General features: G+C 32.8%; 31 protein-coding genes. 6 read left to right on the top strand and 25 right to left on the bottom strand.

What is annotated here, in order from left to right; translation table 11 throughout:
* Positions 1 to 202: 202 nt before the first annotated feature.
* Entirely contained in the window at positions 203 to 1,303 is a 1,101-nt protein-coding gene (locus tag ACFO3N_RS00655) for a DUF4407 domain-containing protein (RefSeq protein ID WP_379794811.1), read from the top strand.
* Positions 1,304 to 1,435: 132 nt separating this feature from the next.
* Here ACFO3N_RS00655 and ACFO3N_RS00650 read toward each other — a convergent pair whose 3' ends face one another.
* From ACFO3N_RS00650 to ACFO3N_RS00605, 10 genes are all read right to left on the bottom strand, one after another.
* Entirely contained in the window at positions 1,436 to 2,140 is a 705-nt protein-coding gene (locus ACFO3N_RS00650) for a PH domain-containing protein (protein WP_095928185.1), read from the bottom strand.
* 71 nt (positions 2,141 to 2,211) lie between these two features.
* Positions 2,212 to 2,583 carry an MmcQ/YjbR family DNA-binding protein gene (locus ACFO3N_RS00645; protein ID WP_095928184.1) on the bottom strand — a complete coding sequence of 124 codons (372 nt, stop codon included), beginning with the start codon at positions 2,581 to 2,583 and terminating at the stop codon, positions 2,212 to 2,214.
* Between the two features lie 6 nt (positions 2,584 to 2,589).
* A complete protein-coding gene (locus ACFO3N_RS00640; RefSeq protein WP_379794810.1) occupies positions 2,590 to 2,940 on the bottom strand; it encodes a DUF4260 domain-containing protein in 351 nt (116 codons plus the stop codon).
* Positions 2,937 to 3,338 (bottom strand): GNAT family N-acetyltransferase, encoded by a 402-nt coding sequence (locus ACFO3N_RS00635; protein WP_379794809.1) that lies wholly within the window; start codon positions 3,336 to 3,338, stop codon positions 2,937 to 2,939. The genes ACFO3N_RS00640 and ACFO3N_RS00635 overlap by 4 nt, the downstream gene beginning before the upstream one ends.
* Before the next feature lie 69 nt (positions 3,339 to 3,407).
* Positions 3,408 to 4,208, bottom strand: a complete 801-nt coding sequence (locus ACFO3N_RS00630) for a cyclase family protein (RefSeq protein ID WP_379794807.1) — start codon at positions 4,206 to 4,208, stop codon at positions 3,408 to 3,410.
* 51 nt (positions 4,209 to 4,259) lie between these two features.
* Complete coding sequence (locus tag ACFO3N_RS00625) at positions 4,260 to 4,637, bottom strand: GxxExxY protein (RefSeq protein WP_250834349.1); 378 nt, start codon at positions 4,635 to 4,637, stop codon at positions 4,260 to 4,262.
* Between the two features lie 118 nt (positions 4,638 to 4,755).
* Positions 4,756 to 5,904: a radical SAM family heme chaperone HemW gene (gene hemW, locus ACFO3N_RS00620; RefSeq protein ID WP_379794806.1), complete on the bottom strand. Its 1,149-nt coding sequence runs from the start codon at positions 5,902 to 5,904 to the stop codon at positions 4,756 to 4,758.
* A 118-nt stretch (positions 5,905 to 6,022) separates the two neighbouring features.
* The gene (locus tag ACFO3N_RS00615) at positions 6,023 to 6,394 is read right to left on the bottom strand and encodes a four helix bundle protein (RefSeq protein ID WP_379794805.1); all 372 of its coding nucleotides are present in this window, start codon (positions 6,392 to 6,394) and stop codon (positions 6,023 to 6,025) included.
* Between the two features lie 98 nt (positions 6,395 to 6,492).
* Positions 6,493 to 7,047 carry a crossover junction endodeoxyribonuclease RuvC gene (gene ruvC, locus ACFO3N_RS00610; RefSeq protein WP_095928179.1) on the bottom strand — a complete coding sequence of 185 codons (555 nt, stop codon included), beginning with the start codon at positions 7,045 to 7,047 and terminating at the stop codon, positions 6,493 to 6,495.
* 5 nt (positions 7,048 to 7,052) lie between these two features.
* Entirely contained in the window at positions 7,053 to 8,816 is a 1,764-nt protein-coding gene (locus tag ACFO3N_RS00605) for a WG repeat-containing protein (protein ID WP_379794804.1), read from the bottom strand.
* Between the two features lie 120 nt (positions 8,817 to 8,936).
* Between ACFO3N_RS00605 and ACFO3N_RS00600 the strand changes: the two genes are divergently transcribed.
* Positions 8,937 to 9,881 carry a hypothetical protein gene (locus tag ACFO3N_RS00600; RefSeq protein ID WP_379794803.1) on the top strand — a complete coding sequence of 315 codons (945 nt, stop codon included), beginning with the start codon at positions 8,937 to 8,939 and terminating at the stop codon, positions 9,879 to 9,881.
* Entirely contained in the window at positions 9,878 to 10,981 is a 1,104-nt protein-coding gene (locus ACFO3N_RS00595) for a glycosyltransferase family 2 protein (protein WP_379794802.1), read from the top strand. The genes ACFO3N_RS00600 and ACFO3N_RS00595 overlap by 4 nt, the downstream gene beginning before the upstream one ends.
* Here the strand turns inward: ACFO3N_RS00595 and ACFO3N_RS00590 are convergent, their stop codons facing one another.
* Entirely contained in the window at positions 10,982 to 11,467 is a 486-nt protein-coding gene (locus ACFO3N_RS00590) for a hypothetical protein (protein WP_379794801.1), read from the bottom strand.
* A gap of 154 nt (positions 11,468 to 11,621) precedes the next feature.
* Here ACFO3N_RS00590 and ACFO3N_RS00585 point away from each other — a divergent pair, with 154 nt between their 5' ends.
* A complete protein-coding gene (locus ACFO3N_RS00585; protein ID WP_379794800.1) occupies positions 11,622 to 12,122 on the top strand; it encodes a DUF456 domain-containing protein in 501 nt (166 codons plus the stop codon).
* 274 nt (positions 12,123 to 12,396) lie between these two features.
* A complete protein-coding gene (locus ACFO3N_RS00580) occupies positions 12,397 to 12,999 on the top strand; it encodes a DUF937 domain-containing protein (protein WP_095928173.1) in 603 nt (200 codons plus the stop codon).
* Between the two features lie 64 nt (positions 13,000 to 13,063).
* Here the strand turns inward: ACFO3N_RS00580 and ACFO3N_RS00575 are convergent, their stop codons facing one another.
* The 6 genes from ACFO3N_RS00575 to ACFO3N_RS00550 all read right to left on the bottom strand — a co-directional run bounded on the left by ACFO3N_RS00575 (position 13,064) and on the right by ACFO3N_RS00550 (position 18,461).
* On the bottom strand, positions 13,064 to 13,972 hold the full coding sequence (locus ACFO3N_RS00575) for a pseudouridine synthase (RefSeq protein ID WP_379794798.1): 909 nt from the start codon (positions 13,970 to 13,972) through the stop codon (positions 13,064 to 13,066).
* Between the two features lie 203 nt (positions 13,973 to 14,175).
* Entirely contained in the window at positions 14,176 to 15,132 is a 957-nt protein-coding gene (locus ACFO3N_RS00570; RefSeq protein ID WP_095928171.1) for a geranylgeranylglycerol-phosphate geranylgeranyltransferase, read from the bottom strand.
* Between the two features lie 62 nt (positions 15,133 to 15,194).
* Positions 15,195 to 15,785 carry a DUF502 domain-containing protein gene (locus ACFO3N_RS00565; protein ID WP_095928170.1) on the bottom strand — a complete coding sequence of 197 codons (591 nt, stop codon included), beginning with the start codon at positions 15,783 to 15,785 and terminating at the stop codon, positions 15,195 to 15,197.
* 77 nt (positions 15,786 to 15,862) lie between these two features.
* A complete protein-coding gene (locus ACFO3N_RS00560) occupies positions 15,863 to 16,801 on the bottom strand; it encodes a mevalonate kinase family protein (RefSeq protein ID WP_095928169.1) in 939 nt (312 codons plus the stop codon).
* Between the two features lie 308 nt (positions 16,802 to 17,109).
* Entirely contained in the window at positions 17,110 to 17,328 is a 219-nt protein-coding gene (locus tag ACFO3N_RS00555; protein WP_095928167.1) for a hypothetical protein, read from the bottom strand.
* Positions 17,329 to 17,360: 32 nt separating this feature from the next.
* Positions 17,361 to 18,461 (bottom strand): diphosphomevalonate decarboxylase, encoded by a 1,101-nt coding sequence (locus ACFO3N_RS00550; RefSeq protein ID WP_379794797.1) that lies wholly within the window; start codon positions 18,459 to 18,461, stop codon positions 17,361 to 17,363.
* A 109-nt stretch (positions 18,462 to 18,570) separates the two neighbouring features.
* On the opposite strand from ACFO3N_RS00550, the gene ACFO3N_RS00545 reads away from it, so the two are divergent.
* Complete coding sequence (locus ACFO3N_RS00545) at positions 18,571 to 19,047, top strand: TspO/MBR family protein (protein WP_379794795.1); 477 nt, start codon at positions 18,571 to 18,573, stop codon at positions 19,045 to 19,047.
* A gap of 43 nt (positions 19,048 to 19,090) precedes the next feature.
* Here the strand turns inward: ACFO3N_RS00545 and ACFO3N_RS00540 are convergent, their stop codons facing one another.
* From ACFO3N_RS00540 to ACFO3N_RS00505, 8 genes are all read right to left on the bottom strand, one after another.
* On the bottom strand, positions 19,091 to 19,813 hold the full coding sequence (locus tag ACFO3N_RS00540) for a hypothetical protein (RefSeq protein ID WP_379794794.1): 723 nt from the start codon (positions 19,811 to 19,813) through the stop codon (positions 19,091 to 19,093).
* Between the two features lie 12 nt (positions 19,814 to 19,825).
* Positions 19,826 to 20,581, bottom strand: coding sequence for a hypothetical protein (locus ACFO3N_RS00535; protein ID WP_379794793.1), 756 nt, complete (start codon positions 20,579 to 20,581; stop codon positions 19,826 to 19,828).
* Between the two features lie 82 nt (positions 20,582 to 20,663).
* Positions 20,664 to 21,332: an MBL fold metallo-hydrolase gene (locus tag ACFO3N_RS00530; RefSeq protein WP_379794791.1), complete on the bottom strand. Its 669-nt coding sequence runs from the start codon at positions 21,330 to 21,332 to the stop codon at positions 20,664 to 20,666.
* Positions 21,333 to 21,393: 61 nt separating this feature from the next.
* Positions 21,394 to 21,966 carry a Crp/Fnr family transcriptional regulator gene (locus ACFO3N_RS00525; RefSeq protein WP_379794789.1) on the bottom strand — a complete coding sequence of 191 codons (573 nt, stop codon included), beginning with the start codon at positions 21,964 to 21,966 and terminating at the stop codon, positions 21,394 to 21,396.
* 3 nt (positions 21,967 to 21,969) lie between these two features.
* A complete protein-coding gene (locus ACFO3N_RS00520; RefSeq protein ID WP_379794788.1) occupies positions 21,970 to 22,617 on the bottom strand; it encodes an HAD family hydrolase in 648 nt (215 codons plus the stop codon).
* Between the two features lie 6 nt (positions 22,618 to 22,623).
* Positions 22,624 to 23,832, bottom strand: a complete 1,209-nt coding sequence (locus ACFO3N_RS00515) for a BaiN/RdsA family NAD(P)/FAD-dependent oxidoreductase (protein ID WP_379794786.1) — start codon at positions 23,830 to 23,832, stop codon at positions 22,624 to 22,626.
* Between the two features lie 227 nt (positions 23,833 to 24,059).
* Entirely contained in the window at positions 24,060 to 24,737 is a 678-nt protein-coding gene (locus ACFO3N_RS00510) for a glycerophosphodiester phosphodiesterase (RefSeq protein WP_379794784.1), read from the bottom strand.
* Between the two features lie 221 nt (positions 24,738 to 24,958).
* Positions 24,959 to 26,620 carry an alpha-amylase family glycosyl hydrolase gene (locus tag ACFO3N_RS00505; RefSeq protein ID WP_379794782.1) on the bottom strand — a complete coding sequence of 554 codons (1,662 nt, stop codon included), beginning with the start codon at positions 26,618 to 26,620 and terminating at the stop codon, positions 24,959 to 24,961.
* Positions 26,621 to 26,770: the final 150 nt, after the last annotated feature.

The raw sequence follows: 26,770 nt of genomic DNA, 5'->3' as shown, positions 1-26,770 counted from the left end.
AAGGCCTGTGTATTACTATACCCTTGAAAAAAAATTAACATAGTGTTATGATTAGTCAGTTATTGCTTATAATTATTAATGTTTAACTAACATTGCACTTTCAAACGTTTGATTCACAACTAAAAAGAAATTGATATTTTGACTGTATTTGAAAATTTGGCGTTAAATTTGCCATATCAATCACAATCAAAAATCATCAATCATGTTAAAACAATTTTTTATCCTATGTTCAGGAGCCGACCGTGATCTCTTGAAAGACTGCTCAGAAGGCGAACAAACCAAATACGTTGGTATTGGCGCCACCGTGTTCTTTACGGCAGTTATGGCTTTTCTAGCCAGTGCTTATGCGCTTTTTACTGTTTTCGATTCTATTTATCCCGCTTTAATTTTCGGATTTGTTTGGAGTTTGCTAATCTTCAATTTAGACCGATTTATCGTTTCTACGATTAAAAAAAGAGACCGTTTTCTGGACGAATTCCTTCAGGCTACTCCGCGTATTGCTTTGGCTATTATTATTGCAATTGTAATTTCGAAGCCTTTGGAGATTAAGATTTTCGAAAAAGAAATCAATACCGTTTTATTGAAAGAGAAAAACGAAATGGAATTGGCCAACAAAAAACAAATTGGAACGTATTTCAAAACGGATTTAGATAAAAATAAAGCTGAAATTGCTGCGCTTAAAGCGGATATTGTAAAGAAAGAGAAAGAAGTAAACGATTTATATTCAGTTTATATTACTGAAGCCGAAGGAACAACCGGAACTAAAAAATTAGGAAAAGGTCCTGTTTATAAGGAGAAACGCGAAAAACACGATGCGGCCTTAAAAGAATTTGAAACACTTAAAAAAGCAAACGAAGCTAAAATTGCCGAAAAAGAAAAGGCGGGCGTACAGCTTCAGGCGGATTTAGATAAAAAAGTTTCGCAGACACAGCCTATCATTGAAGGTTTCGACGGATTAATGGCGCGCATCAATGCATTGAACAAACTACCTTGGCTTCCGTCATTTTTCATTATGCTGTTGTTTCTGGCAATTGAAACCTCTCCAATCATCGCTAAATTATTAGCTCCAAAAGGGGAATTCGATTTCAAGCAAGAAGAAGCCGAAACCGCAATGAAAGCAACTTTGACACAAAATAAATACCAACGTGAATTATTAGTTAAAACAAGTGCCGAAATGCATGATAAAGTTTATGCTGATATTGCAGAAGATAAAGGTTTATTCGATCTGCAACGAAAAAATGCAAAAGAGTTACTCGAACTGCAATCTCATAAATTTGTAGAAAAGCAAAAAGCGACTTTATAAGTACAAAGTGTAAAGTTTCTAAGTACAAAGTTATAAATGCAAAGCCCGAAATAGAATCTCTATTTCGGGCTTTTTATTTTAGACAAAGTCAATAATCTTTGTACTTTGTACTCAGAACTTTGTACTTTAAAATTACATATAACTTAAAATTTCTTTTTTGTAAGCATCATATTCTCCTTGCATGATCAAACCATTATCAAGAAGTTTTTTGTAATTCTGTAATTTATCAAAAAGTTCTTCTTTAGATAAATCACTTAATCTACGTTCTCCAGCAGGTTGAGTTGGTTGCGTCGGAAGCGGTTCAAAAGTTTCTGTCACAGCTGGAGCTGCAGGTAAAATTTCTGCAAAGCTTGTTACTTCTTCTGTTTCTACCTCTTCGATTTCGTCTTCAACTTCTGCTTCTTCCACAATTTCTTGAACTGGAGCTGCTGTCTGAACAGGATTTTTTAATAAATCTAATTGCTCTTTAGCATAGGTATACATTTTTCTAGCCTGAATTTTCGGAATATAATCTATAGAAATAATCAGGTCTGTATTAGTGCTAAATGAAAACTCAGAACCTAAAATATTTTCTTTTACAAATGAGCTTGTAATATCATCCCAAGTATAATCTGTAAAATTCATTGAAAGGCCTAAGTTTTTAGGCGTGCAAATAATAATACGTTTATTGGTTAAGATTATACTATCAGGAAAAACAGTAATTGCAGGCTTTTTTTGCACGGCGATGTAACCAACTTCTTCACCTTTCATTAATAAATCAGTAAGTTTCGAAGTTATTTTTTCAATCGCTTTTGGATCTTGTTCTTCGTTTAGAAATTTTTTAAATTGTTCTTTCATTGTTTATTAGTTGCTAAGTTTCAAAGCGGCTAAGCTGCTAAATTTTTTTTCTTACGATGCAAATGTAATGCCTAATTTTCTAATTCGATAATTTCATTTTGAATTTTCTTCGTCAAACTTTTGAAAACCAATTCATACGAATGGTCTATGAGTTCCTTCACGAATTTATCAGGTAAATTTCCGTTCAAAGCCACGGTATTCCAGTGTACTTTGCTCATATGAAATCCAGGCTGTATTTCGTCATACTCTGCTCGAAGTTCCTGTGCGCGGTCTGGGTCGCATTTTAAATTTGCCGATTGTTCATTTTTTTCCCACTGAGAAAGTGAAGACAAAGCAAACATTTTTCCGCCCACCTTAAAGACCAAAGTATCTTCATCAAAAGGAAAATGTTCGCTGACTCCTTTTTTTGAAAGACAATATTCGTAAAACGTTTCTAAATTCATAACTATTTATTTGCCAATTTCACCTAAATGTGTGTATTTAAATCCTTTTTCGTATTTAAGACCGTAACCAAAAACACGATCCATTGCCGAATGTGAAAATAGAATAATTCCCGCTAATTGCGCAATTTCAATGCTTAAATAAAATCCGATGGCATAAATCAAAAGCGCGATTCCTTTGTGATGAAAGAGGTTATAAAGAAATGCTCCAGTTTTGTTTCCAAATACATAACCGATCATTGATAAATCGGGAGCCAGAATTAAAACCAGAAACCACCACCATTCATAATTTAAGCGGTTAAACAAAAAGATTCCGAGAAGGAATAAAGCGACTTCCTCAAGTTTTAAAACTGTTTTCATTTGACTATTTTTTCCATCATCTTTTCAGGATGATTTAATTTTGTAAATCCGAATTTCTCGTATAAAAAGTGAGCGTCAGTTGTTGCCAATCGCCAGATTTTAACTTCTTGCAATTGAGGCTCATTCATCATCGCTTGAATTAAAATTGATGAGTAGCCTTTTCCGCGATGTTCTTCATCAATAAAAACATCCATTAAATAAGCAAAAACAACATAATCGGTTATTACACGTGCAAAGCCAATTTGTTTGTCCTCTAAATAAATTCCAAAACAAACCGAAGCATCAATTGTTCTTTGCACTTCGTCAATCGTTCTTCCTGCAGCCCAATAAATGTCTTTTAAAAAGTTCTGTATAAAAGGAACGTCAAGTTTGGCTTTATCTGTAGAAACGGTTATCATTAGTATTCAGTGTTCAGTTTTTGAGTGTTCAGTTTAAGTCTCAGTCTCAGTTTTCAGCAAATCTAAAATCTACATTCTAAAATCTAAAATTTTATATAATAAAGGTTTGCTTGGACTTGCATCATTTTCAAACGAAGCGATTTGAAGATTTAGGATATAATTTCCATCTTCAATTTCGTCTGGAACATAAATCATTTCTGTGATTGTAGCATAGAATCTTGCATCTGAATTTAGATTTATTGTGTCTTTTACATTCCAAAATGCTTTATGCGCTAATAATTTTCCTTCGTCATGTTCTTTATCCACACTTGGAAGATCGATCAATAAATGCTGAATTTCGCTTTCGCGGATAAAAATTGCAGCATCTTCAGACAAATACGGCGGATTGGTATTGGAATATTTTCGAGACTTTTTTTCCAGTTGATTGGGAAGAGTCCGAATTATTAAAGCCTCATTTGTCACGCTGAGCGGAGTCGAAGCGCTATCCAGTGATGTCACATTGAGCGAAGTCAAAATGTTTTCTTTCGTAATCACCAAATCATCTCCAATTTTCTCAGGTTCAACCGTAACGAGTTTAGCAAAAAAGAAGAATTGTTTTAAAGATTGATTGATACTATAAAAATCATTCGTAATATGCCCCAAGCATTCCGTATGCGTTCCATGCCCATGCGGATTGAAGAAAATATTATTGAAATTCGTAGATGATTTTCCTTCAGAAACTTTTCCAATCCAATCGCCAAAAACTACTGGTTCAATAACTGGTTTTTCAATATACCACGCAATCGGATTTTCATCTGTATTGGTTAATGGAATAGAAATATCAATGGGTTTTGATAAGTCGATTTCGAAGTTGTTGATTTTTGCTATCATAATTTAACCGCAAGGTTCGCTAAGGTTTACGCAAAGGTCGCTAGGATTTTATTAAAGATTGTTTGCTATTCTTTTAACTCCATGTTTTAGTAATGCAACATTAAAATTTATTAATAAGCCTAGTTTGCAATTTGTTAATTTTAAGTAAGTCAATAGTTGGGCAAAATGAACTTCATTTAAGCAATCTACAGACTTTATTTCCAAAATTAGTTTATTTTCTACTAAAATATCTAATCGATAACCAACATCTAATTTTACTTCTTCGTAAATTAATGGTAGAGGCTTTTGTTTTTCAACTACCAAGTTAAATTTTTTCAACTCATAAAATAAACATTCTTCATAAGCACTTTCTAAAAGCCCAGGTCCTAAAGTTTGATGAACCTTCAAAGCTGAATGAAACACAATTCGAGATAAATCATTCTCTGACATAAAATAAATATTTAAAGCTCCAAATATAATACTTGTGCCTTTAAAATATAGATTTATTCCTACAAAAAAAAACAAATAGCGTTCTTTGCGTAAACCTTAGCGAACCTTGCGGTTAAACTTAACTTTCAACATAAAACAAATCTGAAGCAATTCCATCCGTTAAAAATTTTCCTTTCAGAGTTGGTTTAAGAATATTCTTTTCGATCGAAAGCAAATCGTCGTTTAAGAACTTTTGAGATTGTTCCAGTAAATAATTCAAGTATTCTGATCCGAATTCTTTTTCAATTCTTTCTAAAGAAACACCCCAAATGGTTCGCAATCCCGTCATGATATATTCATTGTAACGATCAGAAACAGTTAAGATTTCGGTTTCGATTGGAAGTTCGTTGTTCTGAATAGCTTTTAAATACAATGAATTATTAGCAATATTCCAGCCTCTTTTTACGCCGTCATAACTATGTGCCGAAGGTCCGATTCCGATGTATTTTTTGCCCAGCCAGTAAGCTGAATTGTTTTTGGAGAAATATTTTTCTTTTCCAAAATTGGATAATTCGTAATGAATAAAACCATTCTGTTGAAGCATTTCAACCAAAATCATGAAATGATTTGAAGCCACTTCATCTTGCGGTTCTGCAACTTTTCCAGTTTGAATTAATTTGCTTAAAGCCGTTTTGGGTTCAACCGTCAAAGCATAACTCGATATATGCGGAATGCCAAAATCTAAAGCAGTTTGGATATTCTGTCTCCACATCTCGTCGCTCATTCCTGGAATTCCGTAAATTAAATCCAATGAAATATTATCGAAATATTTTGTCGCTTCTTCCAGACATTTTTTGGCTTCAGCCGAATTATGAGCACGATTCATCATCTTCAAATCTTCTTCATAAAAAGACTGAATTCCAATGCTCAATCTATTTATTGGACTTTTAGATAATTCCAGAATTCGTTCAGGAGATAAATCATCCGGATTAGCTTCAAGTGTAATTTCAGGGTTTTCTACGACTTTATAATTTTTATAAACTTCAGAAATTAAAAAGTTGATTCCTTCATTTGACAGAACCGAAGGGGTTCCGCCGCCAAAATAAATGGTTTCTACAATCTCATTGTCACTTCGAGCGAAGTCGAGAAGCTCATTTTTACGCATGCCAATTTCTTTAGCCAAAGCCAAAACCATTTCATCTTTTTTCTTCATCGAAGTAGAAAAATGAAAGTCGCAATAATGACAAGCCTGCTTGCAAAAAGGTATGTGAATGTAGATACCGCTCATTTTTTAGTGTTCAGTGTTCAGGTTTTTAGTGTTCAGACTTTAGTCTTCAGTGTTCAGTTTTTAGTATTCAGACTGATATTATTTTTTTAAATTACTGAACACTAAAACTGATCACTGATTACTCTTTTCTAACTCCAAATTTCTCTGGGTTTAAAAGCATATAATTTAATAATTTGCCTACTTCAATACTTTCAGGTAAAAGTTCGTTATAGGATTCGTTTGAGATATATTTACAGGCGAGAGCAAATTCCAGCCAAGTTTGTGTTTCAGAATTTTCACCATCCGAATCGGTTAATTTGCTATAAAAATGTTTCGGATAAATACGTTTTCTATAAGCTTCGGCAATCGTAACTGTAACACTTCTGGATGAGCGTCTAACTTGATCAGTTAATGAATAAGTTTCTTCTTTTGGAAACTGTTTTGTAATATTAAATATCTTCATCGCTAAAGAAAAAGATTTTTTGTAAGCTAATAAATCTTGAAATCTCATTAAGGTTTTTTATTCATAACGAATATAAAGTAAGAAAATTATTAAAAAAAAATACACGGTTTTAATTAACTGATCACTAAAAATCTGACCACTGACCACTACTTTTTAACTCGATCCTCATTCTGTTTCACAAAAGCATCCCAACCAGAATAACTTTTTCCAGCCACAACTTTTCCCGAATTAAAGAAATGACAAACCGCTGCTGCTAAACCGTCTGTAGAATCGAGATTTTTTGGTAATTCTTTTAAGCCTAAAAGCTGTTGCAACATTTTGGCAACTTGTTCTTTACTGGCATTTCCGTTTCCGGTAATCGCCATTTTTATCTTTTTAGGTTCGTATTCAGTAATCGGAATGCCTCTTGAAAGTCCTGCTGCCATTGCAACACCTTGCGCTCGCCCGAGCTTTAACATCGATTGTACGTTTTTGCCAAAGAAAGGTGCTTCAATTGCAATTTCGTCTGGACAATGCGTTTCTATAAGTTCAATGGTTCTTTCAAAAATGATTCTTAATTTTTGGTAATGATTGTCGTATTTAGAAAGCTGCAATTCATTCAACTGCAGAAATTCCATTTTTTTATTGATTACTTTAATCAATCCAAACCCCATAATTGTGGTTCCGGGGTCAATACCTAATATGATGCGTTCTTGTGTCAATTTTTTTAATTATAGTATGAGAATTTATCTTCTACTTCTTGTGTTGAAATATTTGATTTAATAATCTCATTTTTATTGTTTACGATTGAATATTTTCCATTTTTTAGTACATAAAACTCAGCTTCCTTATTGTCTCCAAAAAATCCAAATTCAATATAAATTTTTTCATATACAAAAGGAATTACTTGTTCGTTTTGAATGGTTACCACTCCATATTTTTTATCTTTAGACAGAATAATCATTTTATCATTGTGATAAAAAAGATGATCATATATTGGTGGAATAACATTTTTTCCTTCTTTAGTAATTAAGCCTTCTTTGTTGTCTTTAGTTACAAAATGATAATTTTTTCCAGGTCCGTATTCAACCCAGTTAGACATTTTACTGTATTGAAAAGGGATAATAATTCCGCCAAGTCTATCAATAACTCCATATTTACCATTTTTTTTGGCAATAAATCTATTTTTTATGTCATAAAAACATGGTGATAAATCTTCGAAATCAAAATAAAAAATAGGTGTTAGGTTTTTGTTTATTATTCCATATTTGTTGTCCTTGTTTTTTATAACGTAATAATCCAATTCCCTTCTGTCGGCATAAATTGCTTTATTCTCAATTGGATAGGTAGTTTTATTGTTAGAATCAATCAGACCAAATCTACCTTTATATTTTACAATTGCATTGTCATTGCTTCCAAAATCTTGAAATTCTTCATAAATAATAGGGATTATTAATTTGCCCTTTGTGTCAATTGCACCATATTTTCCATTCAAATCCTGAACATGATAGATTTTTTCAATTTTTTTATTTAAACGACAATAATCAAATGAAAAGTCTTTAATCTTGTCGTAAATTTTCTTCCCATTTTTATCAAGTAAAACTAAATAATTATTCTTTTTTGCTGCAAAAATTTCAGATTCATGATAAGATTCTTCAGGATGTTCTATCGTGTCATATTCTGTTTTTACGACTTCTTTTCCAAATTCGTCAATGATTCCATATTTATGATTTTTTGAAACAATCGCTATCCTATTTGAATTGAATCTGTCACCGGTTTCATATTTTCCAAACGGAATTATCTCTTTTAAATTTTTATCTAAATAGCCAATTTGTTTGTTTTTTCGAACTAAGATCAATCCATTTTTCCAAAACGTATCTTTATAATTGAAACTTGTTGAAGCAATCTCGTCATAAATAAAATCTGTTTTTTGTTTTCCGAAAGAATCAAAAAATGCCCATTTCCCTTGTTTTTTCACGGTAACTAAACTATCAAGAATAACTTGATTAGCGTTTTGATATACAATAGGAATTACTTCCTTTCCTTTTTTATCAATAAAACCATAAAGACTGTTTTTCTTTACTAAAGCCAACCCGTTTTTACGGAAAAAAGTTTCATCTTCAAATTGAATCAGAATTATAATTTTTCCTTTTCGATCAACAAAACCATATTTATTGTCCTTTTTTACACAAGCTAATTCTTCCGAAAAAACAGTTAAGGCATCATATTCAAAAGGAACCACTATTTTTTCGTGAATATCAATATAACCGTATTTACTTCCTTTATTAGCATAAATCATCCCTTTTTCATCAATTAGATTTAGGAATTTATATTTTCCTAAAGGAATAATAGCGTTTCCCTTATCATCCCTATATCCCCAAGAATTTTGCCCCATAATTCTTTCGTAAAATTTCGGAGAATTGTTCTCAATCTTATTGCATGCCGTTATTAGCAATAAAAGGAAGCCTAATATGATGCGTTCTTGTGTCATTTTTTGTTGGTTACACAAAGTTTCGCCAAGTTGCCACAGAGATTCACAAAGTTTTTATTTTCTCCGTGTATCTTTGTGATTTCTTCGCGAATCTTTGTGAAATAGCTTTACTTTTGCGGCATGATTTCAATTCCTCACAAAGCTAAGCAATTCCTAGTTCTTCTGGCCAAACTTTTAATTGTTGGCGGCGCATTTTATTTTATTTATAATCAGTTGGCTAACAATGATAAATTAGACTGGCAGAAGTTTATTGCTTTGTTCCAAAAAAATCAGTCGGTTTTAGGGATTTCGTTTATCTTGCTTTTGAGCGTTTTGAACCGTTATTTCGAAATTTTGAAATGGCAGAATCTAGCGCAGGTTATTCATAAAATATCGGTTTATGAAGCGACAAAACAGGTTTTGGCTGCTTTGACGGCAGGAATTTTTACGCCGAATGGAGTAGGAGAGTATGCAGGAAAAGCGCTGTATTATCCGAAATCAGAAGCCAAAAGAGTGGTTTTCTTAAACTTAATCTGCAACGGAATCCAAATGATTTTAACGATCATTTTTGGGATTTTCGGATTACTCTATTTCAATGCGCAATTTAATGTAATTACAACCAAAACAGTCTTGATTCTTTTTGGCGGATTTGTTCTGATTTTGATTTTATTATTCTCCATTAAAAAGATAAAAGTCAAAGGATATTCGATAGAAAAACTGATTCATAAAATCAATGAAATTCCGAAATCGGTTCATCAGAAAAATATCTTTTTAGGGATCTGTCGTTATTTGGTTTTCTCGCATCAATATTACTTTTTGTTTTTAGGTTTTGATGTCGATTTGCCTTATTTAACTTTGATGGCAGCGATAACATCAGTTTACTTTTTAGCTTCTTCATTGCCAACTTTTCAGTTTTTAGACTTTGCAGTAAAAGGAAGTGTTGCGATTTATTTCTTCGGAATACTGGGCGTAAACGAATGGATCGTTGTTTTTATAAGCACTTTAATGTGGTTTTTAAACGTAGTTCTTCCCGTAGTTTTAGGAAGCTTTTTTGTGCTGAATTTTAAAACGAAAACTTCAGAATGATTTTCGGATTGTTTGCCATATTAGCCATTTATATCTTTAGCATTTCTTTGCTGATTTATGGTTTTTTAAAAATAAAAAAATATCAAAAACAAGATTTAGAACCAAAAACAAGTTTTACGATAATTGTTCCTTTTAGAAATGAAGAAGAAAATCTGCCCCTACTTTTGGAAAGTTTTTCAAAGCTAAATTATCCAACAGATTTATTTGATGTAATTTTAGTTGATGATAGCTCTAACGAGAAATTCCAATTTTTAAATTCCAAATTCCAAATTTCGATAATTGACAATATCAGAATTTCCAATTCTCCTAAAAAAGATGCCATTACAACGGCAATGCAGCACGTAAAAACCGATTGGGTTATTACAACCGATGCCGATTGTATTTTTCCCGAAAATTGGTTGTTGACTTTTGATAATTACATTCAGCAGAAAAAAGTTTCCATGCTTGCTGGAGCTGTAACGTATCAATGCGGAAACTCATTTCTAGATCATTTTCAGCAATTGGATTTAACGAGTCTGCAAGGCGCTACAATTGGAAGTTTTGGTTTAAATAAGGGTTTTATGTGCAACGGAGCTAATTTTGCTTATACAAAATTATTCTTCGAAAGTTTAAATGGTTTTGAAGGAAATGATAAAATTGCCAGCGGAGATGATGTTTTTTTACTGCAAAAAGCGATTCAAAAGTTTCCTCAAAAAGTTTATTATTTAAAAGCAGAAGAAGCAATTGTAACCACAAAATCAACCGAAAACTGGACATCTTTATTTCATCAAAGAGTGCGTTGGGCGGCTAAAACAAGTTCGTATAATAGCAATTTCGGAAAGTTTCTTGGATTGATTGTTTTCTTCGGAAATCTGAGTTTTGTAATTGGATTTTTCTCTTTTCTTTTGGGAATTTTCTCGTATCCCATTTTTGTAATTTTTGCTTTTTCTAAAATTTCAGTTGACTTTATTTTGCTTTCAATCACTAATCGATTTTTGACAAAAACCAGAATTAAAAGTCTTTTACTAAGTAGTTTGTGGTATCCATTTTTTAGTTCGACTGTTGCTTTGTACAGTTTATTTGGTTCCTATAAATGGAAAGGACGTCAGTTTAAAAAATAATTATTTTTCTTCTTTTGCTTTTATAATAACAGGCAGAATAAACTGTGTTTTTACTGGAATACCGCGCTTTATAGCTGGATTTACTTTCGGAAAATCGACTAGGCGTGCGTGCAGAATGCTGTCAATTTTTATGGTATCGTAAACTACAGAGTCTTTAGGAAACTGAGGTTCAAACTTCATGGTTGAGTTTGGGAAAACGGTTACCTTGACTTCGATTGTGTCCAATTCTGGATATAAAATAGATAAAGTATCAACGTTGAGTTTTTCCTGAATAAGATTCGACATTACTTCAAAAAAACATTGCTGGCGAAGCTTTTTATCACCAATTTTATCGCAATCAGGCAAAGAAGGATATTCATCAACTTCTTTCCAATTTATCGATTTTAATTCTTTCTGAAGTAACTCTTTTTCAGACGGAACCTGCTTCTCAAAGTATTGACAAGAATGAAAAGTTACGCATATAAAAAGAAGAAAAAACTGCCTCAAGATTTTGATGTTGAATGAATGAACAAAAATACGATTTATTTTTTTGAGAATCTTTCGATTACTTTTGAATCTTAATCTTTGTGCGCATACCTTTGGGGATTTGTATGGCAAAGAATAAAATAGTAATTTGTAAGAACAAATTTATCAAAAAAATATGGATTTATTACTGCTTATTTTGGGTTTTATATGTATGATTGTTGGCATTTTTGGGAGCTTTCTTCCTGTTCTACCTGGATTATCATGCTCTTGGGTTGGGATATTATTACTTTACCTGACTAAAGCAGTCGAAAATAATTACTGGGTTTTAGGGATTACTTTTGTTCTAATGGTCATCATTACTATATTAGATTATATTATTCCGTCAAAAGGTACTAAAAAGTTTGGAGGAAGCTCTTATGGAGTCTGGGGAACCAACATTGGTTTGGTCGTCGGAATCTTTGCTCCAATTCCTTTTGGAATTATAATTGGACCATTTTTAGGCGCTTTAATAGGCGAATTAATGTATGATTCTCAAAATCATAAGCGAGCTCTAAAAGCAGCCACTGGATCGCTATTAGGATTCATTGCTTCGAGTTTCGTTAATTTTCTTTTTGCAGTGGTTTATTTGGGCCTATTTTTAAATATTGTGTGGGAATATCGAAACATTTTATTTTAATTCTATAACAATTTTAGCTTTTTGGCGTTGCTTGCAAAAATAAACATCAAACTTTTCTTAACTTTTTTTCTTTTGTGTTTGACAACGAAAGGGTTGAGTTTACTAGTGTTAAGGCATTTTTAGTGTTAAGAACTGGTTATTAAGAAGGTAAATTTTTAACTTAATTTTTGGAAATGTTAAAATATTTTATATTTTTATCACGATAAACGATAAAAAGCCTCATTTTATCGATTATTTTAAATAAGTATAAATAATCATTTTTTAAGTTATGAGTATGACCCCAAACCTACAAATTGAACTTAGACGCTTTATTTCTTCTAATGTTGTCTCCAAGTTAAACAAGTTTTATTTTGAGAATGATGCACTTTTAATAAAGGGAATAGACGTCTCGATCGGTACAATTTTAATGGGACTCTACAACAAAGCCGAAGAATCTGATTTTTATTCTGAAATCGTTTCATTAATCCAAGAAGATTCTACTTTTTACCAAGAAATAGACTTTAATGCAGGCAGAATTTTATCAGTCGACGACTGTTACCGCATAGAAGGGAACGCTTTACTGAAAGAATTATTCTCTAACAAAAAAGGCAGAATTTCAGAAATGGTTTCAAACGAAGTTGGCATTAAAAGCGAAACAGCCAGAGAAATACTTAACTTTTCAGCATTACTTGTAATGTCTTATTTAAGATACAATCTTCAATTAATAGAAAGTTTAAAACTCCTTTTAGAAGACCAAAAAAGAGATATTTTAAACAGCATTCCTCCCGGAATTAAAATCATCCTAGGTTTTTCATCTTACGAAACTGTAGAAGATAAAAACCAATCTATCGGAAGATCTATTTTTACCCTTTTCGGACATAATTTCTTTAGTTTTTAAAAATAAAAAATCCCATTTTCTAGAAGAAAACAGGATTCATTTATGACTTAAATTTGAAAAGCGTTTACACGTTTTTCAAATTGATAACTTCTTGATCGGTTAAAAAGCGCCAGTTTCCACGAGGAAGATTCTTTTTGGTTAATCCAGCAAACGAAACACGGTCAATACGCAATACATTGTATTCGAAAGATTCAAAAATTGAACGCACCACTTTTACGTTAGCAGTACGCAGTTTAAGACCAACTTCGCTTTTTGGTTCATTATCAATATAGCTTACTTCTTCAACAAAAACGCGGTGTCCGTCAAGAACTAAACCTTTGCTGATTTTTTCTAAATCTTCAAATTTTAAGTTTTTGTCTAAAGAAACCTGATAGATTTTAGACGATTTCTGGTTCGGCAATGTAAACTTACGAATCATATCTGTATCGTTTGTAAACAATAATAAACCAGTTGTATTCTTATCCATTCTTCCTACAGCAGCAATTTTTGCATTTGTAGCGCCACGAACAAGTTCTAGAACGTTACGATATTCCTGACCTTCGTCAAAAGCAGTCGTAAAGTTTTTAGGCTTATTTAATAAAATATATTCTTTCTTTTCAGGAGTTAATGTAACACCGTCAAAGTTTACAACATCATTTAGTTTTACCAAATAACCCATTTCTGTAACTACAGTACCGTTAACTTTAACGTTTCCAGACTGAATATAAATGTCGGCGTCACGACGAGAACAAACACCAGAATTAGAGATGTATTTGTTCAGACGAATTTCATCTGAAGCCTTTTGTCTCTTTGCTGGCTGATTTTGTTTTCTCAATTTTTCAGCAGCAGCTTCCTGAGCAGCTTTAACTTCAGGTTTTACTTTTTTAGGCCCTTGCGCGCGCTTAGCCATAGGAGGTTTTGGCTTGTTAGAGTTTGGTCGTGAGCTATTTGGTCTCGATCCGCCTCTTTTATTGTTGCCTTCCTTGTTGTTCATAGAATCATTAATTTGTGCAAAGATAGTTTTTTCCTGCTAATAAATCTTAAGTTCAATGTTCTTAGATTAATAGCGCTTTATTTTAAGAGGTTTAGGAGCAATATAATTGGTCTTTTTAAAATAGATTGTTCCGCAGAGATTCGCAAAGAATTTCGCGGAGTTACACAAAAAAGACTTTGCGAATCTCTGTGAAATAAAAAGCTTTAGTAATTAGAAATCAATTCGCGACCATGCCATAAGACGCTCGGGTTAATCAGAACAATGCAGCAAACGCCAGATACAATCAGGAACTTAAGAACATTATGTAGTCTTAGATATTGCTCTTTAGAGTCCGATTTCCATAAATAAATCAGGAAGAAAAGCAAAACTCCAAAACACACATAAAAATAAATGTCCATATAGCCTACATCATAAATATTAACCAAAACGTAAACAGGTAAAATGGTAGACAAAGTCAAACCCGTGATAATTTGCTTAGAAATTTTTTCTCCGTATAAAACCGGAATCGTTCTATAGTCACTTACTAAATCGCCTTTCAGGTTTTCTAAATCTTTTATCATTTCGCGAATCAATAAAAGCAAAAATAAGAAAACCGCATGTGCCGAAATCACCACAAAATGACTCATATGATTCTCAATTTCTTCAAACGAAATCTTATTATAGAAATATAAAAGAATGGCAAAAAACGGTGTTACAGCAAGCAATGCAGACATTAAATTTCCAATAATGGGATACTTTTTAATTTTATGAGAATAAAACCAAATCATAAAAATATAACCTGAAAAGAACAAAAAAGCTCTCCAGGAAACTATAAAAGCCATTAGAACAGCAAGAAAATTCAAACTGAAATATACGTTCAATTTAGTTTTCTGACTAACTAAACGATCCAGCATGGATTTATTCGGACGATTAATCAAATCCTTCTGACTGTCGTAAAAATTATTGATGATATATCCCGAAGCGATTGTAATAGCCGAAGCAAAAACAATTAAAAACAAATGAAAATCAAGCAAAATATCCAACGCTCTAATTTCTGGCGCCAATATAAAAATTGCCGATAAATACTGAGCTAAAACGATAATTGGAATATTGTAACCTCGAACTACAGAGAACAGACTAACAATTTTCATTACTAAAAGTTTTTGTTGTCTGCTTAACATAGATGATATAGTGGAGTTGATTTGATGTAGGGAAGTTAAAGTATATTTTTTGATTCTGAAAACTAGAGCTTGTTTTTTAACAATTCTTCAGATCCGTAACCTAATTTTCGAATGCAGGCCAAAGCTTGTTTTTGCGTAATATCGATTTCTGTAATATCTTTTTTATCTACAAAAACCACCGATCCGCTCCAAGGGTTTGGAGCATCTGGTATAAAAACTGTAGATTTCTCATCACTGATTTGTTCTATTAAAAAAGCAAATTGTAAACCAGCATCAGTAGGAACTAATATTACTTTTAAATCGTCTTTAGATTCTAATCCCAATATATTTTCATTCATGCTTTTCATAAATGAATAACCGGGAACAAAACTTAAAATTCCTTCTTCTAATTTCTGAACCAATTTTTCTGCCGCTGCAGTTCTTGCCAATAATCCAGCAACCAGACAGATTAGAATTATGATTAATAACCCAACCAGTTCTTGAATTGCAAGTCCTAAAACGCTTACTTTTGGTAAAGCACTTACTAACGGAAGCGTTGTTTTTTGTACAATACCATATCCTTTTTCCAAAACAATTAATAATACAACTAAAGGCACTAAAAAAAGAATTCCTCCTAAAAAAGTTGCTTTGATAATCTTTAAAATACTTTTCATAGGCAATAATTTTTTAAGATTAAATGTTAGGAAAGGGTATTCAATACATCACAACAATATTTTTAAGAGGTTTAACTTTAAAATTGGTAAACTACTTCTAATTTATAGTCTTTTAAGGATGCTTTGGCTCTTTCTAAATCTTCGGTAAAACCAAGGATATAGCCGCCGCCGCCAGAACCGCAAAGTTTTAGGTAATAATCGTTAGAGTCAATTCCGTGTTGCCAGATTCCGTGAAATTGTTCTGGAATCATTGGTTTAAAATGATTTAAGACAACTTTAGAAAGTTTTTTGGTATTGGTAAACAAAGATGTCATATCGCCATGCAGAAAGTTTTCTACGCAGGCATCTGTATATTTTACAAACTGATTTTTAAGCATAGCACGGAAACCTTTATCTTTTAAGTTTTCCATAAAAATACTTACCATTGGAGCAGTTTCTCCAACAATTCCTGAGTCTAACAAAAATACAGCACCTTTTCCGTCAAAACTTTGAGTCGGAATTCCAGTTGCTTCAATATTGTCTTTCGAATTGATTAAGATTGGGATGCTCAAATAGCTGTTTAGAGGATCTAAACCAGAACTTTTTCCGTGGAAAAAGCTTTCCATTTGAGAAAATATATTTTTTAAGTGCAATAATTTTTCACGAGTCAGATTCTCCAGAACAGTGATTTTGTTGGTAGCATATTTATCGTAAATAGCTGCTACAAGTGCACCGCTGCTCCCAACGCCATATCCTTGTGGAATACTAGAATCGAAGTACATTCCAGTTTCAACATCATTTTTTAAAGTTTCTAAATCGAAAGTAACCAATTCTGGCTGTTGCGTATGCAACACTTCAAGATAAGAAGCAAAACTTCTTAAACTTTTGTTTGATGAAATGGCTTCTTCTGTAGGCTCTTCAGATTTTTTTAAAGCGCCGTTGTAAAAGTTATAAGGAATAGAAAGTCCTTTAGAGTCGCGGATAATTCCGTATTCTCCAAAGAGTAATATTTTTGAGTAAAATAGTGGTCCTTTCATGATTTATTTTATGTCTTTCTTTATTTTATTTGGGTTTTGTCTGGTGTCGAAAATGTTGTGAATCCTGATTTCGTTTGCACTAAAACTATATAATAGGCTCGATTGCTTTGTTATAACACATTTTCGATATTTTTTATTCACAGTTGATTTTGGAAAAATTTCTGGATTCATCACCATTATTGAAATTGCTTTTTCAAATTTGACAATAAAAATCTTTTTTGATTTTTCTGACCATCTTGCTTCAATGAACTTTAAAACTGAATCTAAATTTTTCTCCGCTGTTTTTGAAAAACTTACTTTAAGATCCACTATCTGTATTTTTTCATCACATCCTCATAGCTCGTAAATTCTCCTCTTTCAAATTCTAATTCACTTTGAGCTATATCCTCTTTTTGTTGATCGGTCAAATCGTCCCACCAATCTTTTTTGTTTTTTCTAAGCAATTTTGCAACTGCCATAATGATTGAAGGATCATCAGTTTTTTTCAACATCTCCATCGCTTCGCGTTTTTCTAATTGAATATCCATAACCAAGAAAATTTAATTAAAGATACGGAAAATTATAATGCAATTGCACCGTGTCCAATTTTGTCGCAAATGTATTGACTATTCTGACAAAATACAACTAATTCGTCCTGAATAAATTGAAGTACATTTTCGCTAACGTTTTCGGGATAAAGTACGTGCACATTTGCTCCAGCATCTAGCGTAAAACATACTGGAATCTGGGTTTCATTTCTAAATTTCCAGATCGCATTTATGATTTGCAGTGTGTTTGGTTTCATCAAAATAAAGTATGGCATAGAGGTCATCATCATAGCGTGTAGTGTCAATGCTTCACTTTCTACAACTTTTATAAACTCGTTTAAATCTCCGTTTTCAAAAATGGAAATTAATTTATCCAGATTTTCATGTGCCTGAGCAAAACGTCTTTCTGCATACGGATGATTGTGCATTAAATCGTGCCCAACTGTACTCGAAACCTGTTTTTCGCCTTTGTCAACCAATAAAATAGTATCTTGATAATTCTTGAAATTTTCATGAATTGTATATGGAAATTCTACACCAAACAAATCGGTGCTTCCTTCAATATTTTCCTGATTTCCCCAAACGACAACATTCCCTTTCACACTTCTGCAAGCACTTCCAGAACCTAATCGAGCTAGAAATGAAGCTTTTTGATAGAAATAATCATCGGTCATTTCTGGATTCAATTTTCTCTCCAAACTCATAAAATTCATTGCCAAAGCCGCCATTCCAGAAGCCGAAGAAGCAATTCCTGAACTATGAGGAAAAGTATTTTGAGTGTCAATTGTAAAATGATATTCTTTCAAAAACGGCAGATAAACTTCAACTCTTTCTAAAAACTTCTGAATTTTTGGTTTAAAGTCTTCTTTTGGTTTTCCTTCAAAAAGTAAATCAAAAGAAAAACCATTTGTCACGTTGAGTAAACTCGAAGCGTCTCTTTTTTCAAAACCTAATTTTGTAATTGTTTTACAGTTATTTAGAGTAAAACTAACAGAAGGATTTGCTGGAATCTGGTTGTCTTTTTTTCCCCAGTATTTCACTAAGGCAATGTTGCTTGGAGCGCTCCATTCAAAGTTTCCGTTTTCGATTGCTGAAGTATATGAATTTGGTATAAAATCGGCTGCTTTTAACATGAATTATAAAATTTTGGCAAAGATAGTTTTTTCGCCTTAAAGGGATAATTTTTTATCTATATGGTTTAAACTTTTCTTTTGACTATTTTTGAATTCAAAATTTGATATCATGAATAAATTTGTAAAAATCGCTATAGCTTTAGTAATTTGTTTAACAGTTGGATATTCTGCTAGTTTAGTAACAAGACCAAGTATTGAGACTTGGTATGTAACGTTGGAAAAACCAGTTTTTAATCCGCCGAATTGGATTTTTATGCCAGTTTGGACAGTTCTTTACATATTTATGGCAATTGCAGCAGCGCTGGTTTGGAACCGAATAAAAGAACATACTGAGGAAGTTAAAAAAGCACTGCTTTTCTTCATCATTCAATTGATTTTAAATGCTATTTGGTCTTATTTATTTTTCGGATTAAAAAACCCGATGTTGGCTTTAGTCGAAATCGTGCTTTTATGGTTGATGATTTATGAAACATATTTGAAATTCGTCAAAATCAATAAAACTTCAGGTTATTTATTGATTCCATATTTAGCTTGGGTTGGATTTGCGACGGTTTTGAATGCGAGCATCTGGTGGCTGAATAAGTAAAATTTAGTTTCAAGTTTCAGGTTTTTCTCTGTTTCAGATTAAGCTATTTTAATTTCTTAAATTCCTCATTTTTAGCATATAGAAAGTCTATCAATTCCAAATCATTTGATTTATCTAAAAGGGTTTTAGATTTCGAATCGGCATTACAAAAGTTTAAGAAAATTTCTTTTTCTTCGGGGTTTATTTTCAAATTCTTGATAAAAAAATCCGGAGAACAAGTAGCGATGACGAGTTTTTTAAAACGGTCATCACGTGGCTCAATTTTTTTCTTCGGTTTATCAAAAATGGGGTAACTAAAATCTAGTCCATTTTTGATCCTCCCGTCATAAACATTCAATTTTGAAGTCACTTCGTCAAATTGTTTACGATTTTTAATCTCCTTTATTTTTTCCTTATCATTTGCGATTTTTTTAATTTCAGCTTTATTAAAAATGGATCTAGAAACCGTAACATTCTCCAGTTCTTCGGCTTTTGGAGTCATTTCAACAATGAGATAGCTTTTTTCTAGATCTTTCGCGGTTAGTTTCAATCTTGTAAATAAGTAATCCTTTGAAAAAAATAATACACTATCCTGCTCTTTAACTAAAATCGAAAATTCTCCAAATTCATTTGTTCTCGTGCTAGTTTTGGCTGTTTTATTAATGACTTCTACATTTTGAAGCACATTTTCCTGAGAAACAACTTTTCCGTGAAGTAGTTTTTCTGTCTGCGAAATGCTAAGCTGATAAGTAAGAAAAGAAATTGTAGTGAGTAATTTTACTTTCATTTACAGATTTTTTTAGTTTTTAATTCCAGTATTCAGTTTTTTAAACTCTTCATTTTTAGCATATAAAAAATCCATTGTATAAAGTAAATTTTTCTGTTTTAGAATAATTTCCGACTGTGGATCGGCTGTGCAAAAGTCTAGGAAAAGAGCTTTTTCATCAGGATTTAATTTTAAATCTTTTGTAAAAAAATCTAAAGGACAAGTTGCTTCGGCGAATGTTTTGAAATCCAATTCAGGAGTTTTCTTTTTAGGTTTTTTGTTGCCACTATCTTCTTTTTTAAATAAACTTAAAAGACCTGCTCCCATAGCGCCAAAATTCATTCCGTTTGCAATAGTACCATCATAAACACCAGTATATTTTCGTAAATCGCTCGAGGCTCTCATTAATGCAATCGAATCCGAAACTTCTTGAGTAGGACCAACATGAGGAAATTTTATAGTTGTAATCAAGACTTCATCGAGTTCTTCCGGTTTCAAAATCATATTGACAACCAGGTTATTTTGATCTATGTTTTCCTGAGAAATTTTAAATCTTTTAAAGAAATAGTCTTTGGAGTAAAAAAGAAGGCTGTCTTCTGGACGGACTAAAATTGAAAACTCGCCTAGCTCATTTGTTCTGGTACTAATTCGAGCTGTTTTGTTAATCACCTCTACTTTATTAAGCGGAATGTTTTGCGAAAAAACTTTTCCCTTTAATACTTTTTCTGTTTGAGAAACGCTGAGCTGATAAGTGAAAATAGAAATTGTAGTAAGTAATTTTACTCTCATATAGGATTAATTAGTTGAGAGTAAAATTATTAGAATTGTCTTAATGAAAACTTACGGAATATGTAAATTCTTGTTAATAAAATTATCGCATGTTTTGAACAAATTTTTCAAGTTCTCCCTTATTAAACAAAGCAGGTCCGTGACCAAAACAAAGTATTTTTGGTTTTAGCGAAGCCAATTTTAGAATGGATTTTCTATTGGTTTCTTTATCAGCGGTAAATAAATGGGGAGGTTCATGCAAACCGACTTTTGTAGTGAGAAGATTCATATTGGTCATCACATCGCCTAGAATTAAAACGCCATCCTTTTCCCTGAAAAAAGAGATATGTCCACTTGAATGTCCCGGTGTTTCAATAACCGTGAATCCGCCGATCTGATCTCCTTCTTTTAAGGTTTGAGAAACAGGATATCCTTTTCCTGCCCAAAAGTTTTTCTGAAATTTAGAAATGATATGATTCGGATTTGGGTATTCTGTAATTACATTTCCGTTTTCAGCAAATGCTTTTTCAGGTTCACTGCATAAAAGGGGAACATTAAAGGTTTCACATATTGTTTTACTGCTTCCCTGATGATCGGCGTGAGCGTGGGTCAAGGCGTGTTTGGTAATAGATTTACCTTTAATTGCTTTTACTATTTTATGGGCAGAAGTTCGAATTCCTGCATCGATTAAAACATCTTCAATTACATAACAATTAATGGCGTTGCGGGGAAATAACGGAATCTGGTAAACGTCTTTGGCAATATTCTTCATCTTTTTCAAATTTTATTTTGACAAAGATTTGAATCCAGATTCTTAATCCACTTGATAAATGTTAAGAAATGTCCTGACGGATTCTGCTCAAAGATTCAGGGGTTATTCCAAGAAAGGAAGCGATATAAATTAAAGGCGTTCGCTGGATTATTTTGGCTGGAGCCGATGCCAAAAAAGTCTGGTATTTTTCTTTTGCCGGAATCATTTGCAGTTTGAGAACACGATCGGCCATACAAAGATAATTCTGCTCGGCTAAAATTCTCCCGACACGTTCCCAATTCGGAATTTCGTTATACAGAAACTGCATTTTTTCGAAAGTAATCGAAAGAAATTCGCAATCTTCAATACATTGAATATTTTCAAAAGAAACGGATTGATTTATAAAACTGGAATATGAAGCGATAAAACCCTCATCACAACTTAAATAAGTCGTAATTTCTTTTCCGTCTTTTAAATAATAAACCCGCGCTAGACCTTCGACAACAAAAAAGATTTTATTGCTGATTTTTCCCATTGAAGAAAGAGAATCTTTAGCGGTAAACTTTTCATATTCAAAACAAGAATCTATCTTTTCGATTTCTTTTTCAGAAAACGAAGCGATTGATAGTATTTGTTTTTCTAATTCAGCATTCACGATTTACAATATTCCGATTAATTCTGAAGCATTATTAATGACCGCTTTTGCCCCGCTAGATTTCAATTCATCTGCTGTTCTGTAGCCCCAAGTTACGCCCACAGGAAACATATTAGCATTTATAGCCGTTTTCATGTCAATATCAGAATCTCCGACAAAAAGAATTTCTTCGGGTTTTAAATTCCATTTTTTACTGATTTCAATCGCTTCAAACGGATTTGGTTTTTTTAGTTCTTCTGTGCTTAAACCAATAGCTGTGTCGAATTGTTTTGGAAATAATTCATAAGCTATTTTCTTGGTTAACTCATCGGCTTTGTTGGAGAAAACCGCCATTTTGATGTTTTGCGAAGTTAGATTTTCTAGCAATTCTACAATACCCTCATAAGGTTTTGTTTTCAGCGTACAGATTTTAGTGTATTCATCGACCATACATTCAAAACAACTTTCGATTTCATCATCAGAATTGTTTGTAGCAGGTAAAGCTTTACTTACTAGATTTCGTAAACCGCTCCCAATAAAATATTGATAAGTGTCGTAAGTATGTGTAGGATAATTTAAAGCGGTAAGCACTTTATTCATCGCATCTGAGATGTCTTCTAAAGAATTGACTAATGTGCCGTCTAAATCGAAAATAATTCCTTTAAATTTCATTTTGTATTAAATATTTTGAGCCAGAATAAACCCGCTTGTCCAGGCATTCTGAAAATTAAATCCTCCCGTTATGGCGTCTATATTTACAATTTCACCAGCAAAATAAAGATTTTCGTGAATTTTACTTTCCATGGTTTTGAAATTGATTTCTTTTAAATCGATTCCGCCTGCCGTTACAAATTCTTCTTTAAAAGTGCTTTTTCCGTTTACTTTAAATTCGGCTTTTGTTAATTGTGAAGTTAGATTCTGCAATTGAATTTTAGATAAATCTGCCCATTTGGTTTCAACTTCAACTCCCGAAGCCAAAACCAAACTTTCCCATAAACGATTCGGAAAGTCAAATGGAGATTTTTTTGAAACTGCTTTTTTAGCGTGTTCCTGTTTTAAGTCTTTTAGGATTTTTTCGGCATCTTCAAAATCAACATCCTTTAGCCAATTAACGAAAATGGTAAACTGATAATTTTTATCGTGTAAAATACGAGCGCCCCAAGCTGAAAGTTTTAGGATTGCTGGACCACTCATTCCCCAATGTGTGATTAACAAAGGTCCTGTAGATTCTAACTTGGTATCTTTTACATTTACGGTTACTTGTGCCGCAACGCCGGGTAGTTCTTTAATTCGAGAATCTTTGATATTAAAAGTAAATAGGGAAGGAACGGGGCTCACAACAGCGTGTCCATGTTCCTGAAGCATTTCCCAAATTTTTGGGTTGCTTCCCGTTGCCATTACCAATTTTTCGGCAGCGAAATTGTCGCTTTGTGTGTCAATTTTCCAGTGATTTTCTTTTTTGAAAATAGATTGAACGCTTTGTCCTGTCAGCACTTTTATGCCTAATTTTTCAGTTGCTTTTAAGAAACAATCGATAATAGTTTGGGATGAATTGGAAACTGGAAACATTCTTCCGTCTTCTTCAATTTTTAATTCTACGCCGTGTTTTTCAAACCATTCAATAGTATCTCCAGAACAAAATTGATGAAAAGGCCCGCGAAGTTCTTTTTCGCCTCGGGGATAAAACTTTACCAATTCATTAGGTTCAAAACAAGCATGAGTAACATTGCATCGTCCGCCTCCGGAAACACGGACTTTAGAAAGGACTTCTTTTCCTCTTTCTAAAATGGCAATTTTCAGTTTCGGATTTTTCTCTGCAATATTAATCGCGGTAAAAAAACCTGCAGCGCCTCCGCCAACGATGATTATGTCGAAATTTTTGATCATATTTTTATCTTTTTGCCACGACTCGAGCGATAGCGAACTGGCGTAGCAATTACACGAATTGGCACTAATTTTTTTTCTTGCCACAGATTACACAGATTAAAAGGATTTTTTCTTTCGCCACGAATTTCACTAATTTCCACGAATTATTTTAGGATGATAAATTTGTGTCAATTCGTGAAATTCGTGGCAAACAAATCTGTGTTAATCTGTGCAATCTGTGGCTATACTTATATTTTGTCTGGATTATCAGAGATAATTCCGTTTACGTTGTAACTTTTTACTTTTTGAATGTCTTTTTCTGAGTTTACTGTCCATGGTAAAACTAAGAATCCTTTTTCCTGAATTTGTCGAACATTTTCTTTATTCAATAAATTAAAATCAGGATGAATGGCTTTTGCATTTATTTTTTCGGCGAAAGCCAAAGCGGTATCTATATTTTCTTCTGTTAGAACACCAATTGGAATATTCGGATTTAGATTTGAGGTTTCCTCCAACATATTCCAATCAAAACTTGAAATGATAAATTGATTGTAATTCCAGTTTTTCTCAGAGATATATTTCTCAATTAATGCAACAACTTTAGACGCAGTGCTTAAACCTTTTAATTCGATATTGATCAAACCTTTTTTGTCAACCAAATCAAAAACTTCATTTAAAGTTGGGATTTGATATTTTCCATCAATTAAAAATGATTTTAATTCTGCTAAAGTAAAATCATTTACAAGACCTTTTCCATCGGTGGTTCTGTCTATGGTTTCGTCATGAATTACGATTATACTTTCATCTGAACTTAGATGAACATCAAGTTCAATGCCGTCTGAATTTAAGTCTAGGGCTTTTTGAAAAGCTTGTAAAGTATTTTCAGGTTCGTAGGCTTTGGCGCCTCGATGTGCAATTTTGAGCATTTTGCAGTGTTTTTTTCTAACCGCAAAGGTCGCAAAGTTTTACGCAATCCCGATAGCTATCGGGATCAAATATTATAAAAAAAGTTAGCCACAGATTATAAGGATTAAATTGATTTTGAAATCTGTGATAAATTATGTCTCTCGCAGATTTAGCAGATTCGGCAGATTTTATTAAAATTATCTGCTCAATCTCCTAAATCTGCGAGAGAAAAAAAATATTTTTAAATCTCTTCTAATAAAACAATATCAAAATCATTGTCTATAATCACTTTCCCATCAATTACTTCGACTTCTTGATTTGAATAAGTATCTTTTAATTTAGTTCCGTTTGGGAAGACATCGCCAACAGGAAGCTCTTTTCTGCCTTTTGGTAAATCTACTCCCATAACTACTTTATCTGTAAAAGAACCTTTTGTAAATGTTCTGGAAAAAGTATAAGGATAAGGATTAATTAGTTTATGAACTCCAGCTCCAACTGCAGGATGATTTCGTCTAAACTGACCTAATTTCTGCCAATGTAAAAGTGTTTTTTGTGTTTCAGGATTATTCTGAATATCCTCCCAATTCATATTAGAACGTAATGTTGCATCGCCTTGAGTTCCTTCAATGACTAAAGATCTTGCAGATTCGTCTCCATAATAAACCTGAGACATTCCTGGAGAAAGCAATAGTTTATTGGCTGTTTCGATGCTTTTAGTTCTATTAGCATCAAAAGGCTGTCCGTCGTCGTGAGAAGACATATAATTAAGGACAGAATATCCTTTTAAATCATTGTTAAGTGCATTCGAATATTTAGAAAATAAACCTTCGTAATCGTTTTGTGCAGCATTCCATTTGAATTCAAAGTTGATCATGCTGTTGAAACCATTTTGGAAATAATTGATTTTGCGGTCTCCAAAATCATAATCTTGCCCACCGCTGATTCCGTAACCGTAAACCTCGGCAATTGTATAAAATGGGTTTTGATCTAAAACCTGCAAAGGATGATGTTTTTTCCAAGTCTCAAATGCATAATCACATTCTTTTTTAAAGTCTGCCCAAACTCCTTCTTCGGTATGTTTTACAGTATCGGCGCGATAGCCGTCAATTCCGAATTCTAGAATATAATCGGTTAACCATTTTATGATGTAATATTTTGGTGTTCTTGGATATCCTGTTCTTTTGAAGAATTCATCCAACGAAGCAATTTCTTTTTCATAACGTCCTTCTTTTTTCCATTTTTCTATTAAAAAAGAAGGGAGTTTGACTTCTTGTATACTTTCAGTTCTAATATCTGGAAGATTGTCAACCAAAGTACACATAGTAGTGTTTTCAAAAGATTTATAATCGCATACTACGCCAGTTCTTACCCAATCAGAAGGCCAAACGGGATCTTCGGGAGTTACAGGGCCAGTATGATTAATTACGCCGTCTAGAACTATTCTGATTCCTTTTTCATGTGCTTTTTTTACCAGATTGGCTAAATCTTCTTTTGTTCCAAAGTTCGGATCTAGAGCCGTCCAATCTTTTGCCCAATAACCGTGGAAACCATAACTCAATCCAGTTCCTTCGTCAACGCCGTCATGAATTTGTTCTACAATCGGCGTAAGCCAAATGGCATTGATTCCTAATTTTTCAAAATATCCCGATTCTATTTTTTTGGTAATTCCGATGATGTCACCGCCTTCAAATCCGCGAAGTTTTCCGGGAGTTTTGGTTCTGTTAAAATTGACATCGTTGGAAGTGTCTCCATTGTAAAAACGATCTGTAAGTAAAAAATAAACATTTGCTCCTTCCCAAACGAAAGGTGTCTTTGAAGTATTATTCATTGTAACTGATTTTGAGCCAGAACAACTCATTATTAAGAATACTAAAGGTAAAAAAAGGAAAGTGTATTTTTTCATTATTTTAGAATATTTTAGGATGGATTGTGTTGAAAAAAATAGCCACGAATTCACGAATTATTTTTTAAAATCTTTGAGAATAAAAATTCGTGAATTCGTGGCGGAAAAACTTTGCGTAGACGCACTGCATTGCGCCTCTACGATATATAC

It is taken from the genome of Flavobacterium chungangensis (assembly GCF_042654045.1).
GTDB classification, from domain to species: domain Bacteria; phylum Bacteroidota; class Bacteroidia; order Flavobacteriales; family Flavobacteriaceae; genus Flavobacterium; species Flavobacterium chungangensis.
The sequence above is the reverse complement of the archived record's forward strand: the minus strand, read 5'-3'. Positions and strand labels throughout refer to the sequence as shown.

What these genes read in the sequence shown, in the direction of transcription:
- ACFO3N_RS00520 (WP_379794788.1), bottom strand. Translation starts at nt 22,617, where the DNA reads ATGAAATTTAAAGGAATTATTTTCGATTTAGACGGCACATTAGTCAAT.
- ACFO3N_RS00555 (WP_095928167.1), bottom strand. Translation starts at nt 17,328, where the DNA reads ATGGATATTCAATTAGAAAAACGCGAAGCGATGGAGATGTTGAAAAAA.
- ACFO3N_RS00645 (WP_095928184.1), bottom strand. Translation starts at nt 2,583, where the DNA reads ATGAATTTAGAAACGTTTTACGAATATTGTCTTTCAAAAAAAGGAGTC.
- ACFO3N_RS00545 (WP_379794795.1), top strand. Translation starts at nt 18,571, where the DNA reads ATGAATAAATTTGTAAAAATCGCTATAGCTTTAGTAATTTGTTTAACA.
- ACFO3N_RS00595 (WP_379794802.1), top strand. Translation starts at nt 9,878, where the DNA reads ATGATTTTCGGATTGTTTGCCATATTAGCCATTTATATCTTTAGCATT.
- hemW (WP_379794806.1), bottom strand. Translation starts at nt 5,904, where the DNA reads ATGAGCGGTATCTACATTCACATACCTTTTTGCAAGCAGGCTTGTCAT.
- ACFO3N_RS00635 (WP_379794809.1), bottom strand. Translation starts at nt 3,338, where the DNA reads ATGATAACCGTTTCTACAGATAAAGCCAAACTTGACGTTCCTTTTATA.
- ACFO3N_RS00550 (WP_379794797.1), bottom strand. Translation starts at nt 18,461, where the DNA reads ATGTTAAAAGCAGCCGATTTTATACCAAATTCATATACTTCAGCAATC.
- ACFO3N_RS00565 (WP_095928170.1), bottom strand. Translation starts at nt 15,785, where the DNA reads ATGAAAAGTATTTTAAAGATTATCAAAGCAACTTTTTTAGGAGGAATT.
- ACFO3N_RS00625 (WP_250834349.1), bottom strand. Translation starts at nt 4,637, where the DNA reads ATGTCAGAGAATGATTTATCTCGAATTGTGTTTCATTCAGCTTTGAAG.
- ACFO3N_RS00535 (WP_379794793.1), bottom strand. Translation starts at nt 20,581, where the DNA reads ATGAGAGTAAAATTACTTACTACAATTTCTATTTTCACTTATCAGCTC.
- ACFO3N_RS00505 (WP_379794782.1), bottom strand. Translation starts at nt 26,620, where the DNA reads ATGAAAAAATACACTTTCCTTTTTTTACCTTTAGTATTCTTAATAATG.
- ACFO3N_RS00650 (WP_095928185.1), bottom strand. Translation starts at nt 2,140, where the DNA reads ATGAAAGAACAATTTAAAAAATTTCTAAACGAAGAACAAGATCCAAAA.
- ACFO3N_RS00560 (WP_095928169.1), bottom strand. Translation starts at nt 16,801, where the DNA reads ATGAAAGGACCACTATTTTACTCAAAAATATTACTCTTTGGAGAATAC.
- ACFO3N_RS00510 (WP_379794784.1), bottom strand. Translation starts at nt 24,737, where the DNA reads ATGCTCAAAATTGCACATCGAGGCGCCAAAGCCTACGAACCTGAAAAT.
- ACFO3N_RS00530 (WP_379794791.1), bottom strand. Translation starts at nt 21,332, where the DNA reads ATGAAGAATATTGCCAAAGACGTTTACCAGATTCCGTTATTTCCCCGC.
- ACFO3N_RS00630 (WP_379794807.1), bottom strand. Translation starts at nt 4,208, where the DNA reads ATGATAGCAAAAATCAACAACTTCGAAATCGACTTATCAAAACCCATT.
- ACFO3N_RS00600 (WP_379794803.1), top strand. Translation starts at nt 8,937, where the DNA reads ATGATTTCAATTCCTCACAAAGCTAAGCAATTCCTAGTTCTTCTGGCC.
- ACFO3N_RS00540 (WP_379794794.1), bottom strand. Translation starts at nt 19,813, where the DNA reads ATGAAAGTAAAATTACTCACTACAATTTCTTTTCTTACTTATCAGCTT.
- ACFO3N_RS00575 (WP_379794798.1), bottom strand. Translation starts at nt 13,972, where the DNA reads ATGAACAACAAGGAAGGCAACAATAAAAGAGGCGGATCGAGACCAAAT.
- ACFO3N_RS00605 (WP_379794804.1), bottom strand. Translation starts at nt 8,816, where the DNA reads ATGACACAAGAACGCATCATATTAGGCTTCCTTTTATTGCTAATAACG.
- ACFO3N_RS00515 (WP_379794786.1), bottom strand. Translation starts at nt 23,832, where the DNA reads ATGATCAAAAATTTCGACATAATCATCGTTGGCGGAGGCGCTGCAGGT.
- ACFO3N_RS00655 (WP_379794811.1), top strand. Translation starts at nt 203, where the DNA reads ATGTTAAAACAATTTTTTATCCTATGTTCAGGAGCCGACCGTGATCTC.
- ACFO3N_RS00640 (WP_379794810.1), bottom strand. Translation starts at nt 2,940, where the DNA reads ATGAAAACAGTTTTAAAACTTGAGGAAGTCGCTTTATTCCTTCTCGGA.
- ACFO3N_RS00585 (WP_379794800.1), top strand. Translation starts at nt 11,622, where the DNA reads ATGGATTTATTACTGCTTATTTTGGGTTTTATATGTATGATTGTTGGC.
- ACFO3N_RS00570 (WP_095928171.1), bottom strand. Translation starts at nt 15,132, where the DNA reads ATGTTAAGCAGACAACAAAAACTTTTAGTAATGAAAATTGTTAGTCTG.
- ACFO3N_RS00615 (WP_379794805.1), bottom strand. Translation starts at nt 6,394, where the DNA reads ATGAGATTTCAAGATTTATTAGCTTACAAAAAATCTTTTTCTTTAGCG.
- ACFO3N_RS00580 (WP_095928173.1), top strand. Translation starts at nt 12,397, where the DNA reads ATGACCCCAAACCTACAAATTGAACTTAGACGCTTTATTTCTTCTAAT.